The organism is Actimicrobium sp. CCI2.3 (assembly GCF_035019065.1).
Taxonomy (GTDB): domain Bacteria; phylum Pseudomonadota; class Gammaproteobacteria; order Burkholderiales; family Burkholderiaceae_D; genus Actimicrobium.
Genome location: NZ_JASJWR010000003.1, coordinates 197,586 through 215,293, shown reverse-complemented (window position 1 = coordinate 215,293; position 17,708 = coordinate 197,586). Strand labels below are relative to the sequence as shown.

Sequence of the window (17,708 nt, the reverse complement as noted above, 5' to 3'; positions counted from 1 at the left end):
CGTTCGACTTGCATGTGTAAGGCATGCCGCCAGCGTTCAATCTGAGCCAGGATCAAACTCTTCAGTTTAATCTCTGTGTTTTATGTCATCTCTGACATGGTCATTGCTGACCGGTCGCTCACTCAAAATACTGACAGGATCAATCTTGCGATCTTTCCTATATTTCTTCGTGAGCACTTGCTATATGTAAAGACTCCGTAGCAACCTAAGTCACTACAGTGCACTTCCACCAAGTGCCCACACTTATCAACTGTTAATTGTTAAAGAACTTCCTGCACTCCGAACTGCACTTCGATTAACTTCACCGACCGTGCCGTGTTTCGCGCTGCTGACAAAGCGTTTTGTTTGTCTGCGCTTCGATGTCGCCGAAGCAGGAGGCGAACTATAGCCATTACCAACCTCGCTTGCAAGCTTTCCGGGTAAATAATTTAGTTGATTCGCCAAGCCGCGCACCCATGCTCCAAAACACCCGGCAAAACTTATTGCCGACCCAATTTGCAAGATGAGAACAAGCGACACGATCTGGGAAAAATTCGACAGGGTGATTTTGAAATACTGCGTTCTCGAGCAATAACATGAGGTGGCGCAAAACAACGTGGTAGGTCTATGCTAACCTCACTCATCAAAAATTACACACAACTTGGAATCATGTCGTCAACACGATCCCTCCGCCCACTGAACGCAAGAATGACCAATTTCAAGACCATTACCGCGCTGGTAGTGGCCTTGTTATTTGCGCAGTGGCTAGGGCAAATGCACAGGGTAGAGCATAACGGGGTGACGACCGCGAGCGCCAGCCTGTCGGCGGACACGTCTTTTATCTTTCAACTGGTCGCTCACCTGGGTGACTCAAGTCACTCTTGCGCCGCCTTTGATGCCGCAACACTGTCCGCCGGAATCTGTACCGCCTCGGTAGCGATACCGGTCTTGCCTAACCTGCATGCACTCGCACTGTGGATCGCCTTCGCTTCAAGATCTACTCCGTTCACCGCACACTTCCACTCCCGCGCACCACCGATTCCTGATTTGTCTTACTGAGCAAATTTTGCGTGTCGACGGGCCAATGCCCTTATCGAGCACGCTTTTAAGCCATCCATTCAGGAATCACCATGCACGCTCAACGCACTTTATTGGCAGGCGCAGTTTTGTCTGCACTTGCCACACTTTCCTACGCCCAAACTACCGAGCCAAAAATCCAGTCGGTCGTCGTCACCGCAAGTCCTTTTTCTTCCAATGATGGAGATCAGATATTGTCTCCAGCCAAAGTCCTCGCCGGTGACGAACTACGCGACAAACTTGGAGGGTCCTTGGGTGACACCCTTTCCGGCGAACTCGGCGTATCCACATCCGCGTTTGGAGCCGGAGCGTCAAGGCCCATCATTCGGGGCCTCGACGGTTCCAGAGTAAAAATCCTGCAAAACGGCATGGCCGTGTCGGATGTCTCAGGACTATCGAATGACCATGCCGTCGCCACCGATGGACCTACTGCCAAACAAATTGAAATCCTGCGCGGGCCGGCAGCGTTACTGTACGGGTCCGGCGCAATTGGCGGACTGGTCAATGTTGTCAACGAACGGATCCCGACCACATTGGCAACCGTACCCACAGGACAAGCCGAAGTTCGCTACGGCACGGTTGACCAGGCAAAAAATGCGTCGGTCTCGGCCGACGCCGCCGTCGGACCGATTGGACTGCACGTCGACGGTAGCGTGCGCAACGCCAACGATTACAGCATTCCCGGCAACCGTCTTCAGGGGGATTCGACAAGTGCCATCGGCACCTTGCCCTTGTCATTTGCACGGCAGAACAGTGTTGGTGTTGGCGCTTCTTATATCCAAAGCTGGGGACATGTCGGGATATCCGCTGCAGAGGTAAGCAATCTGTACGGAATTCCTACGCTCGAAGGTGCGCAAATCGATCAGAAACAACGTCGCTACGACATCGATACATTGGTCAACGCACCGTTTTCCGGGTTCGACAGCTTCAAGTTCAAAATGGGCTACACCGATTACAAACACAGTGAGCTCAACCTGGCGAATGTCCCCCAGACCAACTTCGCCAACCGCGCACTGGAAACCCGGGCGGAGTTGACGCACGCACCGATTGCCGGATTCCATGGCACGTTCGGGGTCCAGACCGACAACACTAATTTTTCAGCATTGAATGCGGGCAGCGGCGGTCCCGATACGGTGCCGGTCACGCGCTCGACATCGACTGCCGCATTTCTGGTGGAAGAACGCGAATTCGGACCAGTGCGCATGAATGCAGGTCTGCGCCTTGAGTCAGTCAAGCGCGCGCCGGTCAGCAATATTGCACGCAGTTTCGACCTGGCTTCTTACGCACTCGGTGGATTGTGGACCTTCCTGCCTGGATACGGTGCCGGCGCAACAGGTTCGATCGCCCAACGTGCACCCACCGCAGACGAGTTGTACTCCGCCGGCCCGCATGATTCGACAGCCACCTTTGACATCGGCAACCCCAACTTTGCCAAAGAGTCCTCGCGCAACATCGAGCTGACACTGCAAAAAAATACCGGATTGATCCGCTGGAAAACAAATGTATTCCAGACCAAAGCAAAGAATTTTGTCTATGGTCAGATTGCTGGCAATCTGGTCAACGACGAAGGCAATCCGGGCGGCACATTGAAGGAGCGCATCTTCAGTCAGGCTGCGGCAACGATTCGCGGGGCAGAGGCCGAAATCACCTATAACGCCCACGGTAACGGCGTCTCCTTGCGCGCCTTCGCCGACACATCGCGCGGGTCACTTGATGAGGCCGGCAGTCTGCCACTGCAACCAGCGTCCCGCTTCGGTGCCGATATCGGTTACAAAACCGGTGCGTGGCGCAGCGGTGCGTCGGTGATCCGTGCGCAATCGCAGAACCGGCTCGCCACGTTTGAAACGACCGACACGCCTGCCTACACGCTGCTCGATGCCAATTTGTCGTACACCTGGAAGGTCGGCGACAGTGATGTCACCTGGTTTGCCAATGTCAAAAATCTGCTCAACCAGGACATCCGTCTGTCAACCTCTATCCTGAAAGAGGTGGCACCGCTACCTGGTCGCAACCTGATCGTGGGCTTGCGGACGCAGTTCTAAGCCGGACTATTTGTGACGGGAACTGGCGTCTTTTTCAGAGCCCTCCCGTCACAATGATGTGGCACACGCCGACCCGCGTTGTGGCTAGCTAAATAGAAGCACATAGCCCAGCGCCATCGCGACACCCAGAAATGGTATCGCGTACCAGTGAAATTCCAGCCATGCCTTGCGCTCGCCGCACATCCGCAACGCAATCAGATTGGCCATTGAGCCGATCACCAAACCGAAACCACCTACATTGACACCATAGGCAATGACGCGCCAGTCGCGAGAATAGTCGACCAGCGCAATCGCGGCAGGAACATTGCTGATCAACTGTGACGCAGCGATCGCCGCCAGATACACATGACGCGGTTGCTCCAGTCCAAGCGACTGCATCGCATCCCGAACGATGGCCAGCCCCGATAGCAAACGCAGGTCGATAAACATCAGCACGAATACCAGCAGCAAACCCCAATCGATACGCGTCAACACGGCGCGACGCAACAGCAGATAAACCAGTAGCACAATCATCGCCGCCAGTTCGGCGTGACGCAGATCGGTCAGCAGCAAGAACGGCGCATACAACACCAGCGAGCACCAGAACAAGCGACTATCGAGCGGCGCAACCTGCCCAGCTTGACCCGGTTTGATCGGGTGGCTGCGAAATAATGCCCATGTCAGCATCAGCAACAACGCCATCAGCATCACGACCAACGGCAACATCTGCAGTACGAACTCGATGAAGGACACGCCCGAAAGTTGCCATAAAAAGAGATTTTGCGGATTACCAATCGGTGTCAGTGCTGAACCGGCATTGACCGCCAGCGCTTCAAGAATCACGAGCCGGCTAAGCGGCATGCCGGTGAGCCGACAGACGCCAAGCGTCAGCGGAACCACGACGAACAAAGCCACATCATTGGTCAGCACCATCGACAACAATGCAGCCGTCATCACGAGACAGAGTGCGACCGCACGCTCGCTGGTCATGCGTGCAGTGAGCCAGCGCCCGGCGTGGTCCAGTGCGCCACTGAGCTCCAGTCCCTTTGTCAGTGCCAGCAAGCCGGTCAGGGCGGCAATCGTAGGCCAGTCAACCAGCGCCGGATAACTGGCAATCAGATCGGGCGACCAGACACTGAGCACCACCAGCACTGCCAGCAAGAGCAGAAAAAATCCATCCTTGAAGAGATTTTTCACGCCAGCACCAACCAGACCGAATCGCGCCAGTCCCTGCTTTCCGTCTGTCGATTGATCCGTGCTGGCCATGCCGCTCCTTGATACGATGGTAAATTTTGCGAAGCATACCTGAGCCACGCTCCTTGTCATAATGTGCGCATGCTTTACCGCGCAGGAATGGGCTGGCATAAAATGCGGGCTTGGTGCTTCCTGCCTTTCTTTTTTCTGATCGTGATCCGCAATGCCAACACCCATCCCCGCCACGCAATTGGCTTCTGATCCTGCCTTACTCCACTGGATAGAAAACGACCTGCCCTGCTCGGCACAGTGGCGTTCCGAAAGTGGCATGCCCAGCCCCCGACGTGTGGTCATCGCCGATGACCGCACGAACGCCGATGCCGCCTACCGACTGGCCTGTGAAGGTACCGCCATGCTGTGGCGTGGCGACTTCCAGAATGCCCGTCAACTGCTGCAGGCCATGGCGCGTCGGTGTGACCGGAAAACGCACAAGACCGCCAACACCCCGCTCGAGGCCTTCAATTTTCATCGTCAGGCACAGTCCCAGCGCGCCCGCACATTGGCCATGCTACTGATGCCATTCGACAGTGACCACACGCTGCCGCTGCGCCGGGCACCCGATGTTCAAGCAGCATGCAACGAAGCCTATGGCATCGCCAGGGAACCCTATGTGGTATCGCTGCGGGAATTGCTGGGACTGATCGGCGCGCACGAATGGCGCAAATCCGGAGTGGAAATTGCCGCGCTGGACAACCGGATCCATCCGCACTACGGCGTCTTCGCTCCGGTACGCGGCGAATATGTCGGGCTGGTTGCGGAGACGCCGTTACCCTCGAAAAAAATGGCCTTCGACATCGGCACCGGAACCGGCGTGCTCGCGGCAGTACTGGCACAGCGCGGCATGCAGCATGTCATCGGCACCGACCAGGACTCGCGTGCCCTGGCCTGTGCGCAGGAAAACATCACCCGCCTCGGTCTGGATGCGACGATCGACGTGATCCGCGCCGACCTGTTTCCACCTGGCCGTGCCGACCTGATCGTCTGCAATCCACCGTGGCTTCCGGCCCGGCCCAGCTCGCCCATCGAATATGCGATGTACGATCCGGACAGCCGCATGCTGCGCGGTTTCCTGGCTGGACTGACGGCGCATCTTGAAGTCAATGGAGAAGGTTGGCTGATCCTGTCGGATCTGGCCGAGCACCTGGGTTTGCGTTCACGATCCGAATTGCTGGAATGGATAGCAGCAGCAGGACTGACCGTACTCGGACGCAAGGACGTCCGGCCGATTCACCCGCGTGCGAGCGACGCGAGCGACCCACTGCATGCCGCCCGCAGTGCCGAACTCACCTCGCTGTGGCGACTCGGTGCCAGCAAGGCCGGCACCGTCTAATATCTCAACCGCGGGCGATCAAGCCCGCAATGTGTGCTAGCGATTCCTCGACCTGATCCACCAGAATCAGGCACAGGTCTCCCGGGGCGAGACGTTCAAGGGCTTTGTCGATCGCGACAAATTCACCCTGGATTTCATCAATGACGGTAGTGCGCGCCGCTCCCGCCAGGCCAGCTCGCAGCAGCGCCACGACCTCGCCATCGGCACGCCCGCGCTGGCACTGATCCTGATACAACAAGACGTCATCAAATGCCGCCCCCAGGATTTCGGTTTGCTGACGAATGTCTTCATCGCGCCGGTCGCCAGCACCACTAATGACGACCGAGCGGCGTTTCGACGGCATGCATTCAACCGCCTGCACCAGCGCCAGGATGGCATCGGGATTGTGGCCATAGTCCGCAATGAGTGTCGCGCCACGGTACGCGAACACATTGAAACGTCCAGGCGCATTGTCGCTGTCGTTGGCAAATGATTTCAGACCGGCACGCATGACGTCCCAGTCCAGACCGACACCCCAACCGGCAGCCACCGACGCCATCACGTTCTCGACTTGAAAGCCGATGGAGCCGCCGTGTGTGATCGGGATCTGGGATAACGCGATCCGGTGTTCGATCTCGCCTTCGGCCGCCACCAGCATGTCATTGTCGATGAAGACAACACGGCGTCCCTGGGCCCGATGCGTGGCCATCACCGGGTGACGGCGATCGCTACCGAAGAACGTCACCGAACCCGTGCAATTACCTGCCATGCGGGCGACGATCGGATCTGTCGCGTTCAGAACGGCAACCCCGGTGCTGGCCACATTCTGGACAATCACGCGTTTGAGAACGGCCAGGTCTTCAACCGTAGTGATGTAGTTCAGACCAAGATGGTCGCCGGTACCGATATTGGTCACCACCGCCACCTGACAGCGATCGAACGCCAGTCCTTCACGCAGCACGCCACCGCGGGCCGTTTCAAACACGGCGGCATCGACATCGGGATGCAACAGCACATTGCGGGCGCTGCGGGGACCACTACAGTCACCGCTATCAATGCGCCGGCCTTGAATGTAGACACCGTCGGTATTGGTCATGCCGACGCGCAAACCGCTCTGCGCCATCAAGTGGGCAATCAGACGAACGGTGGTGGTTTTGCCGTTGGTGCCGGTAACAGCCACGACCGGAATTCGGCCATCGTCACCGCGCTTGAACATCTCTGCAATGATGGCATCGCCAACCGGACGGCCCTTGCCGAAGGACGGCGACAAATGCATCCGCAAGCCAGGTGCGGCATTGACTTCAACCACACCACCGCCCTGCTCTTCCATCGGTTTCAGAACGTTATCGCAGACGATATCGACGCCGCAAATATCGAGTCCGACCATACGCGCAGCAGCGATCGCGCGCGCGGCAAATTCGGGATGGACATCGTCGGTGACATCGGTGGCCGAACCACCGGTCGACAAGTTGGCGTTGTTACGCAAGACCACGCGCCGGCCTTTTGGCGGTACGGATTCGGCGTCATAGCCTTGTTTGGCGAGACTGGCCAACGCAATGTCATCGAAGCGAATTTTGGTCAGCGAGGTCGCATGTCCTGAACCGCGACGCGGATCCAGATTGACCTGGTCGACCAGCTGGCGGACGGACATCAGCCCGTCACCGACGACCTGCGGTGGATCGCGGCGCGCTGCAGCGACGAGTTTGTCGCCCACCACCAGCAAGCGAAAATCGTTACCGGGCAAGTAGCGCTCGACCAGAATCGCATCACGAAACTCCGTCGCCGTTGCGTACGCGGCAGCGAGCTGCTCGCGGCTTGTAACATTGACCGTGACGCCCTTACCCTGATTGCCATCGAGCGGCTTGACGACAACAGGCAGGCCGATTTCAAGTGCGGCAGCCCATGCATCATCGACATCACGGACCGCGCGTCCGTTTGGCACGGGAACGCCAGCGGCACTTAATAATTTTTTGGTGAGATCCTTGTCCTGAGCAATCGATTCGGCAATCGCACTGGTGGTATCCATCTCGGCGGCCTGAATGCGACGCTGGCGACTACCCCAGCCAAACAAGACAAGACTTCCATCAGTGAGACGACGGAAAGGAATATTGCGGGCAACGGCAGCTTCGACAATCGCGCCGGTGCTTGGTCCCAGACGGAAAGTTTCATCGAGCTCGCGCAACTGATGGAGCGCATCGGCGAGATCAAAATCGGTGTCCTTGAGTGCCGCTTCGCACAGTGCCTGGGCCAGCGTCATCGCCAATCGGCCGACCGCTTCTTCGCTGTATTCGACCACGACCTGGTAAGTGCCAGGCTCCAGTGTCTGTGTAGTACGACTGAAAGTCACGGGACAACCGGCCTGGGCCTGCAAACCCAGCGCTGCCAGTTCGAGCACACGGGCCAGCACGACTTCGTCCTGATGGCCGCTCGGCTGTAACTGATCCATGGCCGGAAACAGCGCGCGCAGGCGCACTTCAAAATCAGGCAAAGCATCAATCGAGCACTCTTGCTCGTTACACACGACGATCGCCTGGATCGCGGTGTGCTGACTCCAGAGATTCGGACCGCGTAAAGCCCGGATTCTTGAAACTTCCATAAAGCAGATTTCCTGTCCTTGATTAAGGCTGACGTCGAGGCGTCAATCTCAGTAGTTGGTCTGGTGGGGATTCGATTCAAACGTTCTCAAGCCACCACCGATGAGTTCAGGGCTGATACCCAGTGCCCATGCCGCGGCGACTGCCGCAAGAATCACTTCCGGTTGTGCCGCCTTGCGCGCTTTAAGTGATGACAATGACAACAAAGCCATTTCTTCGGACCCGACGGAAAGTACAACGTTTCCATCACGCAAAAAGATGACGCGTCCGCCAGATTTCTTATGAGAAATAATTGTCGCCAATTCCGGACTCAGACCGTAGAAGACCACTTCGCCATCGCACAGCGGTGCCATATCGACCACGCGCGGGTCGCCGGCATTCAGGACGGCCGCGCCGCCAGGCAGAATGACATCAACCTGGGTACGTAATATCGCGCTCATCTGATCAGGTTCAGTGATGTAAAACTCGCCGAGTTCTGCATGACCATCGAGGTCGGTCACGACACCGACAGCGCATCGATCGTAAGCCAGTCCTTCGGACAGGATCGCACGGGCCGAGTTTTCAAACACCGCAGCTTCCACCGAACGATTGATCAACAAGCGCTGGCCGGCTTCCCAGTTGACACTACCGGCCTTGACGATTTTCCGGCTGTCCAGATACAAGCCCTCGGCACAAGCGAGGCCAACATTCTTGCCGCTGATCTGAATAATCCATGCCACCAGACGTGCGATCAGCGTCGTACCCTTGGTGCCGGCGATACCGACGAGCGGTATCCGGCCACTGTCTTGCGGTGCAAACAAGTGATTAACAATCGCCGCACCGACATCGCGCGGCATGCCACTGGCTGGCTTCAAGTGCGACAGCAAGCCCGGCCCGGCATTGACTTCAATGATTGCGCCACGCTGCGACGATAGCGGTCGGGAAATATCCTGCGCTACCAGATCGATACCGGCCACGTCCAGACCGACAATACGCGCAGCCAGTGCGGCCATCTCGGCCACTTCCGGGTGCACCTTGTCGGTGACGTCAAAGGCCACATTACCGTTACGCTGGATCAGTGCCCGCTGCCCTTGCGCAAGCACGTCGAACGGAGTCAATCCCTGACGTTCCAGTTCGAGGAGTATTTCTGCACTGGTGTCCGGCTTGATTGTGTTGAGCGGGAACTCCTCGGTTTCGCCACGTCGGGGATCGGCGTTGAGTTGCTCGTTGACCAGTTCGACGATCGTGCCACGGCCATCGCCAATCACCCAGGCCGCTTCGCCCGCCGCAGCGGCGACGACTTTGCCGCCGACTACCAGCAGCCGATGTTCGTTCCCGGGAATGAATTGTTCAACAATGACCGTACCGCCGTTGGCCTGGTACGCCAGTTCATAGGCTGCTTCGACCACGGCCTGATTATCCAGGTCGAGCGACACGCCACGTCCGTGATTGCCGTCATAAGGCTTTATTGCCACCGGCAAGCCGATTTCTTCGGCGGCTTCCCACGCTTCAGCAGCACTGTTGACCATGCGGCCTTCCGGAACCGGCACGCCACACGCACTCAACAACACCTTGGTCAGATCCTTGTCGCGGGAAATGCTTTCCGCCACGGCACTGGTCTGATCAGTCTCTGCCGTCCAGATCCGTCGCTGGTGAATGCCGTAACCCAGCTGGACCAGATTGCCATCGGTCAGACGCGACGACGGAATCTGACGCGCAGTGGCCGCATCGACAATGTGAGCGGTGCTCGGTCCGAGGCAACGGGTGTCGACCATGTCGCTCAATACTGCCAGCGTGGCCGGCAAATCGTACGGACGGTCTTCGATGAGCGCCATCACCAGGTCGCGTCCGGCCGCCAGCGCGGCACGGCCAACCTGTTCTTCGCGGGTTCGGAAAGCGACCTTGTAAATTCCGCGCTGCGATGTTTCGCGCGCCTTGCCAAAACCGGTTTGCATGCCCGCCAGCGTTTGCAGCTCGAGAACAACATGCTCCAGTATGTGCGCCGCATAGGTGCCGTCGCGCAAGCGCTGCAGAAACCCACCACGCACACCCACGCCGCAGCGATGCTCTATCAGTCCCGGCAACAAGGTGCTGAGCCGCTCGTACAACCCCGGAATCAGGTTGGAAGGAAAATCTTCCAGCGCACCGATGTCGACCCAGACTTCAATACACGGTCGGTAGGTCCAAATGCTAGGTCCGCGCAAATGCGTCACGCGAAGCACTTCAATATCTTTCTTTTGGGTCATCTGTCTTGGTCAGGTTGCCAGTGCGCTGCGGTCAGCGAAAACTACACCGGATGCGTCGGACGCAACGCACATTTTTCGCTTGGTTAGACGGCGCAGTCAAATGCTGCCACCGGCATGGGCAAATCAGGAATTCATTGCGGTATACTGCCAGCCGCATTGTTCTCCGTCTGATTGGTCAAGTTTCCATCAGATTATCGCCCGCGACAGAATACCGCAAATAAGTGGCGTCGTAACCCGTAACAAACGGGAAAACGGGCATTTTATTGCTACCAAGATAAATTTCGGTCGGCTTTTGCCTGACCATTCCATCCTTTTTTCGGGGAGGCCGGCGTCATTGCGCTGCCTTTCCGACCCGGAGTTTCCGCACGATGAACACAGTTGCTTCACTGATCGACACACCCCACCAGGATATTCCGGCTGCATGGCGCACGGAGACACTGGCCCAATTACTACCGGGCGAAGTGATGGTGGCGGCAGTCGAAGTCGATCTCGATGCCCGCCTGCGTTTTGCCAAGGGACTAGTGGTAGTCACCGACCAGCGCGTGCTCGCCCGCGCACCCGGCGAATCCGACTGGCGCCACTGGCGCTTTCATGCCGGCCTGCACCTGATTCACCACGATCACGCCGGCGTGGGTCACCTCGACATTGCCGACGAAACGGGCCGGCTGGCCAGCTGGCGTTTTACCCTTGGTCAGAATTTGCTGGCAATGCGGCTCATCGACCAGTTCGCGGCGCAGCGCGACAGCCATGTCAGCGGTGTCGCCGTTGATATCGAGGACCTGAGCGTCTGTCCGAGCTGCAAGGCACCGCTGGAACCGGACCAGGACGTCTGCCCGATCTGCACGAAAGTCATCCACACCCCGCCATCGACCTGGACACTGTTCCGGCTCTGGCGCTTTGCCAAGCCTTATCGCGGCCAGCTACTGCTCGGTTTTATTTTGACACTACTCGGAACGGCGGCCCACATGATCCCGCCCTACCTGACCATTCCGCTGATGGACAACGTGCTGATTCCGTACCAGAACGGCCAGCAGATCGACCAGAAACTGGTGACCATCTACCTGCTGGGATTATTCGGTTCAGCCCTTGTTGCGTGGGCGCTCAGCTGGGCCAAAACCTACGTGCTGGCACTGGTGTCGGAGCGCATCGGTGCCGACCTGCGCACCTCGACCTATGACCATCTGCTGCGCCTGTCGCTGGAATATTTCGGTGGCAAACGCACCGGCGACCTGATGTCGCGCATCGGCAGCGAAAGCGACCGCATCTGCGTGTTCCTGTCGCTGCACCTGCTCGACTTCGCCACCGATGTGCTGATGATCATCATGACCGCAGCGATCCTGTTTTCGATCAACCCGTGGCTGGCACTCGTGACGCTGCTGCCGCTGCCTTTCATTGCATGGATGATTCATATCGTGCGCGACCGCCTGCGCACCGGCTTTGAAAAAATTGACCGGGTCTGGTCCGAGGTAACCAACGTGCTGGCCGATACCATTCCCGGCATCCGCGTGGTCAAGGCCTTTGCGCAAGAGCAGCGCGAAGCAAACCGCTTCAAGGAAGCCAACAAGCACAACCTGGCCGTCAACGACCGACTCAATAAAATCTGGTCGCTGTTTTCACCGACGGTGTCGCTGCTGACCGAAATGGGTTTGCTGGTGGTGTGGGGCTTCGGCATCTGGCAAGTCTCGCGTGGCGAAATCACGGTCGGCGTGCTGACCGCCTTCATCGCTTACATCAGCCGCTTTTATGGCCGACTGGATTCGATGAGCCGCATCGTCTCGGTCACCCAGAAATCGGCCTCGGCCGCCAAGCGCATCTTCGACATCCTCGATCATGTATCGAGCGTTCCCGAGCCAGCCAATCCGGTCAAGGTCGGCCGCGTTGAAGGCAGCATCGACTTGCGCGATGTCGGTTTTCGCTACGGCAATCGCTCGGTCAACCGCAACATCAACCTGAGCATCAAGCCGGGCGAAATGATCGGACTGGTCGGCCACAGCGGTTCCGGCAAGAGCACGCTGGTCAATTTGATCTGCCGTTTTTACGATGTCACCGAAGGCGCCATTCTGGTCGACGGCATCGACATCCGCTCGTATGCGGTCGCTGATTTCAGACGCAATATCGGACTGGTCCTGCAAGAGCCATTCCTGTTCTTCGGCACCATCAGCGACAACATCGCGTATGGCAAACCGGATGCCAGCCGCGCTGACATCATCGCTGCGGCCCGCGCCGCGCATGCTCACGAATTTATCCTGCGGCTGCCGCAAGGCTACGATTCGATGGTCGGCGAACGCGGCCAGGGCTTGTCCGGTGGCGAACGCCAGCGCATCTCGATTGCCCGTGCACTGCTGATCAATCCGCGCATTCTGATCCTCGACGAAGCCACCTCATCGGTCGACTCCGAAACCGAAAAAGAAATCCAGAAGGCGCTCGACAATCTGGTTCATGGCCGCACCACGATCGCCATCGCCCACCGGTTATCGACGCTGCACAAAGCCGACCGGCTGGTGGTGCTTGATCGCGGCGAAGTCGTCGAGGTCGGCAGTCACGATGACTTGATGGCGCGCGAAGGTGCGTATTTCCGGCTCTATGAAGCACAAGCGCGCAATGCCGCCAACACGATGGGAGAAGCCGCATGAATGAACCCTTGCCAACCACCTTCAGCCTGAGTCGCAATGCATTCGGCAAGCTGGTGCTCGTCGATGCCGCCGGTCAGACGCATGAAGGCGTCGCGCCAGTGCGGGCCTTCCCGATCCAGGCCCCCGACGACGGCATCGCACTGGTCAGCACCGATGGCCGCGAAGTCGGCTGGATCGACCGGCTCGATACGCTGCCAGCAGCGATCCGCACCCTCGTCGAAGACGAACTGAGCGGACGCGAATTCATGCCCGAAATCAGCGCCATCCTCGAAGTGAGCAGCTATGCCACGCCGTGCACCTGGTCGGTTGAGACTGATCGCGGCGCGACCCGTTTTGTGTTGCGCGGCGAAGAAGATATCCGCCGCGTCGATGCTGCATCGCTGCTGATCTCCGATAGCCACGGCATCCATTTCCTTATTCGCGACATGCACACGATGGACAAGCTGTCGCGCAAAATTCTTGATCGGTTCCTGTAATGACTGCTGCTTCCACTTCCAATTCTTTTTCCACGCTGGCGCTCTCGCCATCGATGCTGGCCAATCTCGACTCGCTCGGCTATCACGAAATGACGCCAATCCAGGCCAAGAGCCTGCCGGTGATCCTCGACCGGCGCGACCTGATCGCGCAAGCCAAGACCGGTAGCGGCAAGACCGCTGCGTTTGGCATCGGCATTTTGCAACGTCTCAATCCGACCTGGTTTGCGATTCAGGCGCTGGTCATTTGCCCGACCCGCGAACTGGCCGATCAGGTCTCGAACGAATTGCGCCGACTGGCCCGTTTTGCCGACAACACCAAAATCCTGACCTTGTGCGGCGGTGCACCGATGCGCCCGCAAATTGCTTCGCTCGAACATGGCGCGCATATCATCGTCGGCACGCCAGGCCGACTGCGCGACCACATCGGGCGCGGCAGCATCGACCTGTCAACCGTGCAGACGCTGGTGCTCGACGAAGCCGACCGCATGGTCGACATGGGCTTTTACGAAGAAATTTCCGGCATCGTCTCGGCCTGTCCGGCGCGGCGCCAGACGCTGCTTTTTTCAGCCACCTATCCGGACGACATCCGCAAATCGAGTGCGCCGTTCCTGCGCGACCCGACCGAAATTACGGTAGAGGCACAGCATGATGACAACCGCATCGAGCAGCGTTTTTATGAAGTCGGCTACGACGACCGCAATGATGCCGTCGGCCGCCTGCTCAACAATTACAAACCGGCCTCGGCGCTAGCCTTCTGCAATACCAAGATCCATTGCCGCGAACTCGCCGATGAATTGCGGGCGCAAGGTTTCAGTGCGATGGCCTTGTACGGTGAACTCGAACAGCGCGAGCGCGACGAAATCCTGGTGCTGTTTGCCAACGGCAGCTGTTCGGTACTGGTCGCTACTGACGTGGCGGCGCGCGGACTCGATATCCAGAGTCTCGAAATGGTGATCAATGTCGATGTCTCGAAAGATACCGAAGTGCATATCCACCGGGTTGGTCGAACTGGTCGCGGCGCGGCACGCGGACTGGCGCTCAGCCTGTGCGCCCCGAATGAAAAGAAGTGGGTAAAACTGATCGAGGACTACCAGCACGGACCGGTCAGCTGGTTCGACCTGGCCGACCTCGAAGTCGCCCCCGGCCCGGCACTGGAAGCACCGATGGTGACGCTGTTGATCATGGGCGGCAAAAAAGACAAGCTACGCCCGGGCGATCTGCTGGGTGCGCTGACCGGCGACGCCGGGCTGACCAAGGAACAGGTCGGCAAGATCAATGTGTTTGAATTCATGACCTACGTGGCGCTGGACCGGCGCATTGCGAAAAAGGCGTTTGCCAAACTTGAAAGCGGCAATATCAAGGGGCGCAATTTCAAGATGCGATTTATTTGAGTTTGTCGGCAAGTCAGTCGCGTGGCACGACGAGATCGACTCCACGCGAACGAAACAGCCCAAATAATCGTCGGGTGCAATAACCACGTCAAATCGCCGACAGCGCAGACGTGGCCGCCGTCGACCTGACGGTGCGGCAGTTACTCCAGCTCCTCCAGCCGTATCCGCGTCACTTTCCCGATCACCGTCGCCAGCGCCTCGATCCGGGCGATGGCGACATCGACGCACTTCTCCTGGGTCTGGTGCGTCAGCATGATGATGTCGGTCTGGGTCTCGCCTTCGGCCGGTTCTTTTTGCAGCATCGCGTCGATCGAGATGTCCGAATCGGCCAGGATGCGCGTGACCGCCGCGAGTACGCCAAGCTTGTCGGCCACATGCATGCGCAGGTAATAGCTGGTCGTGATCTCGGACATCGGCAGGATCGGCGTGTCGGTCATCGCATCTGGCTGGAACGCCAGATGCGGTACCCGATGGCCCGGCTCGGCCGTGAACAGGCGCGTGATGTCGACCAGGTCGGCGATGACAGCCGAAGCAGTTGGTTCGGCACCGGCACCCTTGCCGTAATACAGCGTCGCACCGACCGCATCGCCCTGCACCACCACCGCATTCATCGCACCTTCGACATTGGCGATCAGACGCTTGGCCGGGATCAGCGTCGGGTGGACGCGTAACTCGATACCCAGCGGCGTGCGCTTGGTGATGCCCAGCAGCTTGATCCGGTAGCCGAGCTGTTCGGCGTAGCTGATGTCGATCGCCTGCAAATGCGTGATGCCTTCGACGTGGGCCTTGTCGAACTGCACCGGAATACCGAACGCGATCGACGCCATCAGCGTGACCTTGTGCGCCGCGTCGATGCCTTCGATGTCGAAGGTCGGGTCGGCTTCGGCATAGCCGAGCTGCTGGGCTTCGAGCAGCGCGGTATTGAAGTCGATGCCCTTCTCGCGCATCTCGGAGAGGATGAAATTGGTGGTGCCGTTGATGATGCCGGCGATCCACTGGATACGGTTGGCCGTGAGGCCTTCACGCAGTGACTTGATGATCGGAATGCCGCCGGCGACGGCCGCTTCAAACGCGACGATGACACCTTTTTCCTGCGCCGCCTTGAAGATCTCGTTGCCATGCAGCGCCAGCAAGGCCTTGTTGGCGGTCACCACATGCTTGCCGTTGGCGATGGCTTGCAGGACCAGGCTTTTGGCAATACCGTAGCCGCCGATCAGCTCGATGACGATGTCAATCTCGGGATGGTTGACGATCAGGCTGGCATCGTCGACGACTTCACATTCATTGTTGGTCATCGCGCGGGCGCGCTCGACATTGAGGTCGGCCACCATCGTGATTTCGATGCGGCGACCGGCACGCCGGCTAATTTCTTCGGCATTGCGCTTGAGAACATTGAAAGTGCCGGCACCGACGGTGCCGATGCCAAGCAAACCTACTTTGATGGATTTCATAATTGTGCTCATGGTGCTGCCGGCGCCATCGCCGGCCTTGTTGGATTAGGAAGTGCCGTGGCTTTTTCGATAGCCGTCGAGGAAACGCGCAATGCGTCCCATCGCGTCCGTCAGGTCATCGGTATTGGGTAGAAAAACGACCCGGAAATGGTCGGGCGTCGGGCAGTTGAAACCGGTGCCCTGTACGATCAGTACACGCTCCTCGGCCAGCAACTGGTAAGCAAAATCCTGATCATTGGCAATCGGATACATTGCCGGATCAAGACGCGGGAACATGTACAGCGCCGACTTCGGCTTGACGCAGGTCACGCCCGGTATGGCTGTCAGCAACTTGTGCGCCAGATCGCGCTGGCGCAGCAAGCGCCCGCCCGGACCGACCAGGTCGTTGATGCTCTGGTAACCGCCCAGCGCAGTCTGGATCGCATACTGCCCCGGCGCGTTCGCGCACAGGCGCATCGAGGTCAGCATGTTGAGGCCCTCAATGTAATCGCGGGCATGTTTTTTCTGGCCCGAGACGACCATCCAGCCGGCACGGTAGCCGCAGGAACGATAGTTTTTCGACAGACCGTTGAAGGTGATGAACAGCACGTCGTCAGCCAGCGAGGCCAGTGACGTATGCGTGGCACCGTCGTAGAGCACCTTGTCGTAAATCTCGTCGGCAAAAATGATCAACTGATGCTGGCGTGCCAGCTCGACGATCTGCAGCAGCAGCGCGTCGGGATACAGCGCACCGGTAGGATTGTTCGGATTGATGACGACGATGGCGCGGGTGTTGGCGTTGATCTTGCGCTTGATGTCTTCGATATCGGGAAACCAGCCGGCCTGCTCGTCGCAGATGTAATGCACCGGATTGCCGCCCGACAGGCTGACCGCTGCCGTCCACAGCGGATAATCCGGCGCTGGCACCAGCACTTCGTCGCCGGTATTGAGTAGCGCATTCATGCTCATGACGATCAGCTCGGACGCGCCATTACCCAGGTACACATCCTCGATGGTCACGCCGGCGATGTTCTTTTGCTGCGTGTAGTGCATGATCGCCTTGCGCGGCGCGAACAAGCCTTTGGAATCGGTATAGCCCGACGCGTTCTGCATGTTGCGAATCATGTCCTGCACGATTTCATCGGGGGCATCGAAACCGAACACGGCCAGATTGCCGATGTTGAGCTTGATGATCTTGTGGCCTTCGTCTTCCATCTGCTTGGCTTTTTCCAGCACGGGACCACGGATGTCATAACAGACGTCTGCCAGTTTTCTGGATTTCTGAATCGGTCGCACGATAACGGTTCCTTCAACGGGTG

General features: G+C 58.4%; 11 protein-coding genes and 1 rRNA gene. 6 read left to right on the top strand and 6 right to left on the bottom strand.

Going from position 1 to position 17,708, the window contains the following annotated elements; translation table 11 throughout:
* Positions 1-68, bottom strand: a 16S ribosomal RNA gene (locus QN370_RS03355); the annotation flags it as partial.
* A 619-nt stretch (positions 69-687) separates the two neighbouring features.
* On the opposite strand from QN370_RS03355, the gene QN370_RS03350 reads away from it, so the two are divergent.
* Positions 688-1,038 (top strand): hypothetical protein, encoded by a 351-nt coding sequence (locus QN370_RS03350; RefSeq protein ID WP_322125716.1) that lies wholly within the window; start codon positions 688-690, stop codon positions 1,036-1,038.
* A 71-nt stretch (positions 1,039-1,109) separates the two neighbouring features.
* Positions 1,110-3,098: a TonB-dependent receptor gene (locus tag QN370_RS03345; RefSeq protein ID WP_322125715.1), complete on the top strand. Its 1,989-nt coding sequence runs from the start codon at positions 1,110-1,112 to the stop codon at positions 3,096-3,098.
* A gap of 84 nt (positions 3,099-3,182) precedes the next feature.
* Here the strand turns inward: QN370_RS03345 and QN370_RS03340 are convergent, their stop codons facing one another.
* Positions 3,183-4,343, bottom strand: a complete 1,161-nt coding sequence (locus QN370_RS03340) for an SLC13 family permease (protein WP_322125714.1) — start codon at positions 4,341-4,343, stop codon at positions 3,183-3,185.
* Between the two features lie 151 nt (positions 4,344-4,494).
* On the opposite strand from QN370_RS03340, the gene QN370_RS03335 reads away from it, so the two are divergent.
* Positions 4,495-5,661, top strand: a complete 1,167-nt coding sequence (locus QN370_RS03335; protein WP_416172097.1) for a methyltransferase — start codon at positions 4,495-4,497, stop codon at positions 5,659-5,661.
* Between the two features lie 4 nt (positions 5,662-5,665).
* Here QN370_RS03335 and cphA (QN370_RS03330) read toward each other — a convergent pair whose 3' ends face one another.
* On the bottom strand, positions 5,666-8,236 hold the full coding sequence (cphA, locus tag QN370_RS03330) for a cyanophycin synthetase (protein WP_322125713.1): 2,571 nt from the start codon (positions 8,234-8,236) through the stop codon (positions 5,666-5,668).
* 48 nt (positions 8,237-8,284) lie between these two features.
* Positions 8,285-10,459: a cyanophycin synthetase gene (cphA, locus tag QN370_RS03325; protein ID WP_322125712.1), complete on the bottom strand. Its 2,175-nt coding sequence runs from the start codon at positions 10,457-10,459 to the stop codon at positions 8,285-8,287.
* A gap of 368 nt (positions 10,460-10,827) precedes the next feature.
* On the opposite strand from cphA (QN370_RS03325), the gene QN370_RS03320 reads away from it, so the two are divergent.
* From QN370_RS03320 to dbpA, 3 genes are read left to right on the top strand one after another with little or no spacing between them, the layout of a single operon-like run.
* Positions 10,828-13,092, top strand: coding sequence for an ABC transporter transmembrane domain-containing protein (locus QN370_RS03320; RefSeq protein ID WP_322125711.1), 2,265 nt, complete (start codon positions 10,828-10,830; stop codon positions 13,090-13,092).
* Complete coding sequence (locus QN370_RS03315) at positions 13,089-13,568, top strand: DUF1854 domain-containing protein (RefSeq protein WP_322125710.1); 480 nt, start codon at positions 13,089-13,091, stop codon at positions 13,566-13,568. Before QN370_RS03320 ends, QN370_RS03315 begins: the two co-directional genes overlap by 4 nt.
* Positions 13,568-14,959 carry an ATP-dependent RNA helicase DbpA gene (dbpA, locus tag QN370_RS03310; RefSeq protein ID WP_322125709.1) on the top strand — a complete coding sequence of 464 codons (1,392 nt, stop codon included), beginning with the start codon at positions 13,568-13,570 and terminating at the stop codon, positions 14,957-14,959. The genes QN370_RS03315 and dbpA overlap by 1 nt, the downstream gene beginning before the upstream one ends.
* A gap of 140 nt (positions 14,960-15,099) precedes the next feature.
* On the opposite strand, the gene QN370_RS03305 is transcribed toward dbpA, so the two are convergent.
* A complete protein-coding gene (locus tag QN370_RS03305; protein ID WP_322125708.1) occupies positions 15,100-16,410 on the bottom strand; it encodes a homoserine dehydrogenase in 1,311 nt (436 codons plus the stop codon).
* A gap of 45 nt (positions 16,411-16,455) precedes the next feature.
* On the bottom strand, positions 16,456-17,685 hold the full coding sequence (locus QN370_RS03300; protein ID WP_322125707.1) for a pyridoxal phosphate-dependent aminotransferase: 1,230 nt from the start codon (positions 17,683-17,685) through the stop codon (positions 16,456-16,458).
* Positions 17,686-17,708: the final 23 nt, after the last annotated feature.

Bases quoted from the DNA above. Each gene is read 5' to 3' on its own strand.
- QN370_RS03350 (WP_322125716.1), top strand. From the start codon at position 688: ATGACCAATTTCAAGACCATTACCGCGCTGGTAGTGGCCTTGTTATTT.
- QN370_RS03345 (WP_322125715.1), top strand. From the start codon at position 1,110: ATGCACGCTCAACGCACTTTATTGGCAGGCGCAGTTTTGTCTGCACTT.
- QN370_RS03340 (WP_322125714.1), bottom strand. From the start codon at position 4,343: ATGGCCAGCACGGATCAATCGACAGACGGAAAGCAGGGACTGGCGCGA.
- QN370_RS03335 (WP_416172097.1), top strand. From the start codon at position 4,495: ATGCCAACACCCATCCCCGCCACGCAATTGGCTTCTGATCCTGCCTTA.
- cphA (WP_322125713.1), bottom strand. From the start codon at position 8,236: ATGGAAGTTTCAAGAATCCGGGCTTTACGCGGTCCGAATCTCTGGAGT.
- cphA (WP_322125712.1), bottom strand. From the start codon at position 10,459: ATGACCCAAAAGAAAGATATTGAAGTGCTTCGCGTGACGCATTTGCGC.
- QN370_RS03320 (WP_322125711.1), top strand. From the start codon at position 10,828: ATGAACACAGTTGCTTCACTGATCGACACACCCCACCAGGATATTCCG.
- QN370_RS03315 (WP_322125710.1), top strand. From the start codon at position 13,089: ATGAATGAACCCTTGCCAACCACCTTCAGCCTGAGTCGCAATGCATTC.
- dbpA (WP_322125709.1), top strand. From the start codon at position 13,568: ATGACTGCTGCTTCCACTTCCAATTCTTTTTCCACGCTGGCGCTCTCG.
- QN370_RS03305 (WP_322125708.1), bottom strand. From the start codon at position 16,410: ATGAAATCCATCAAAGTAGGTTTGCTTGGCATCGGCACCGTCGGTGCC.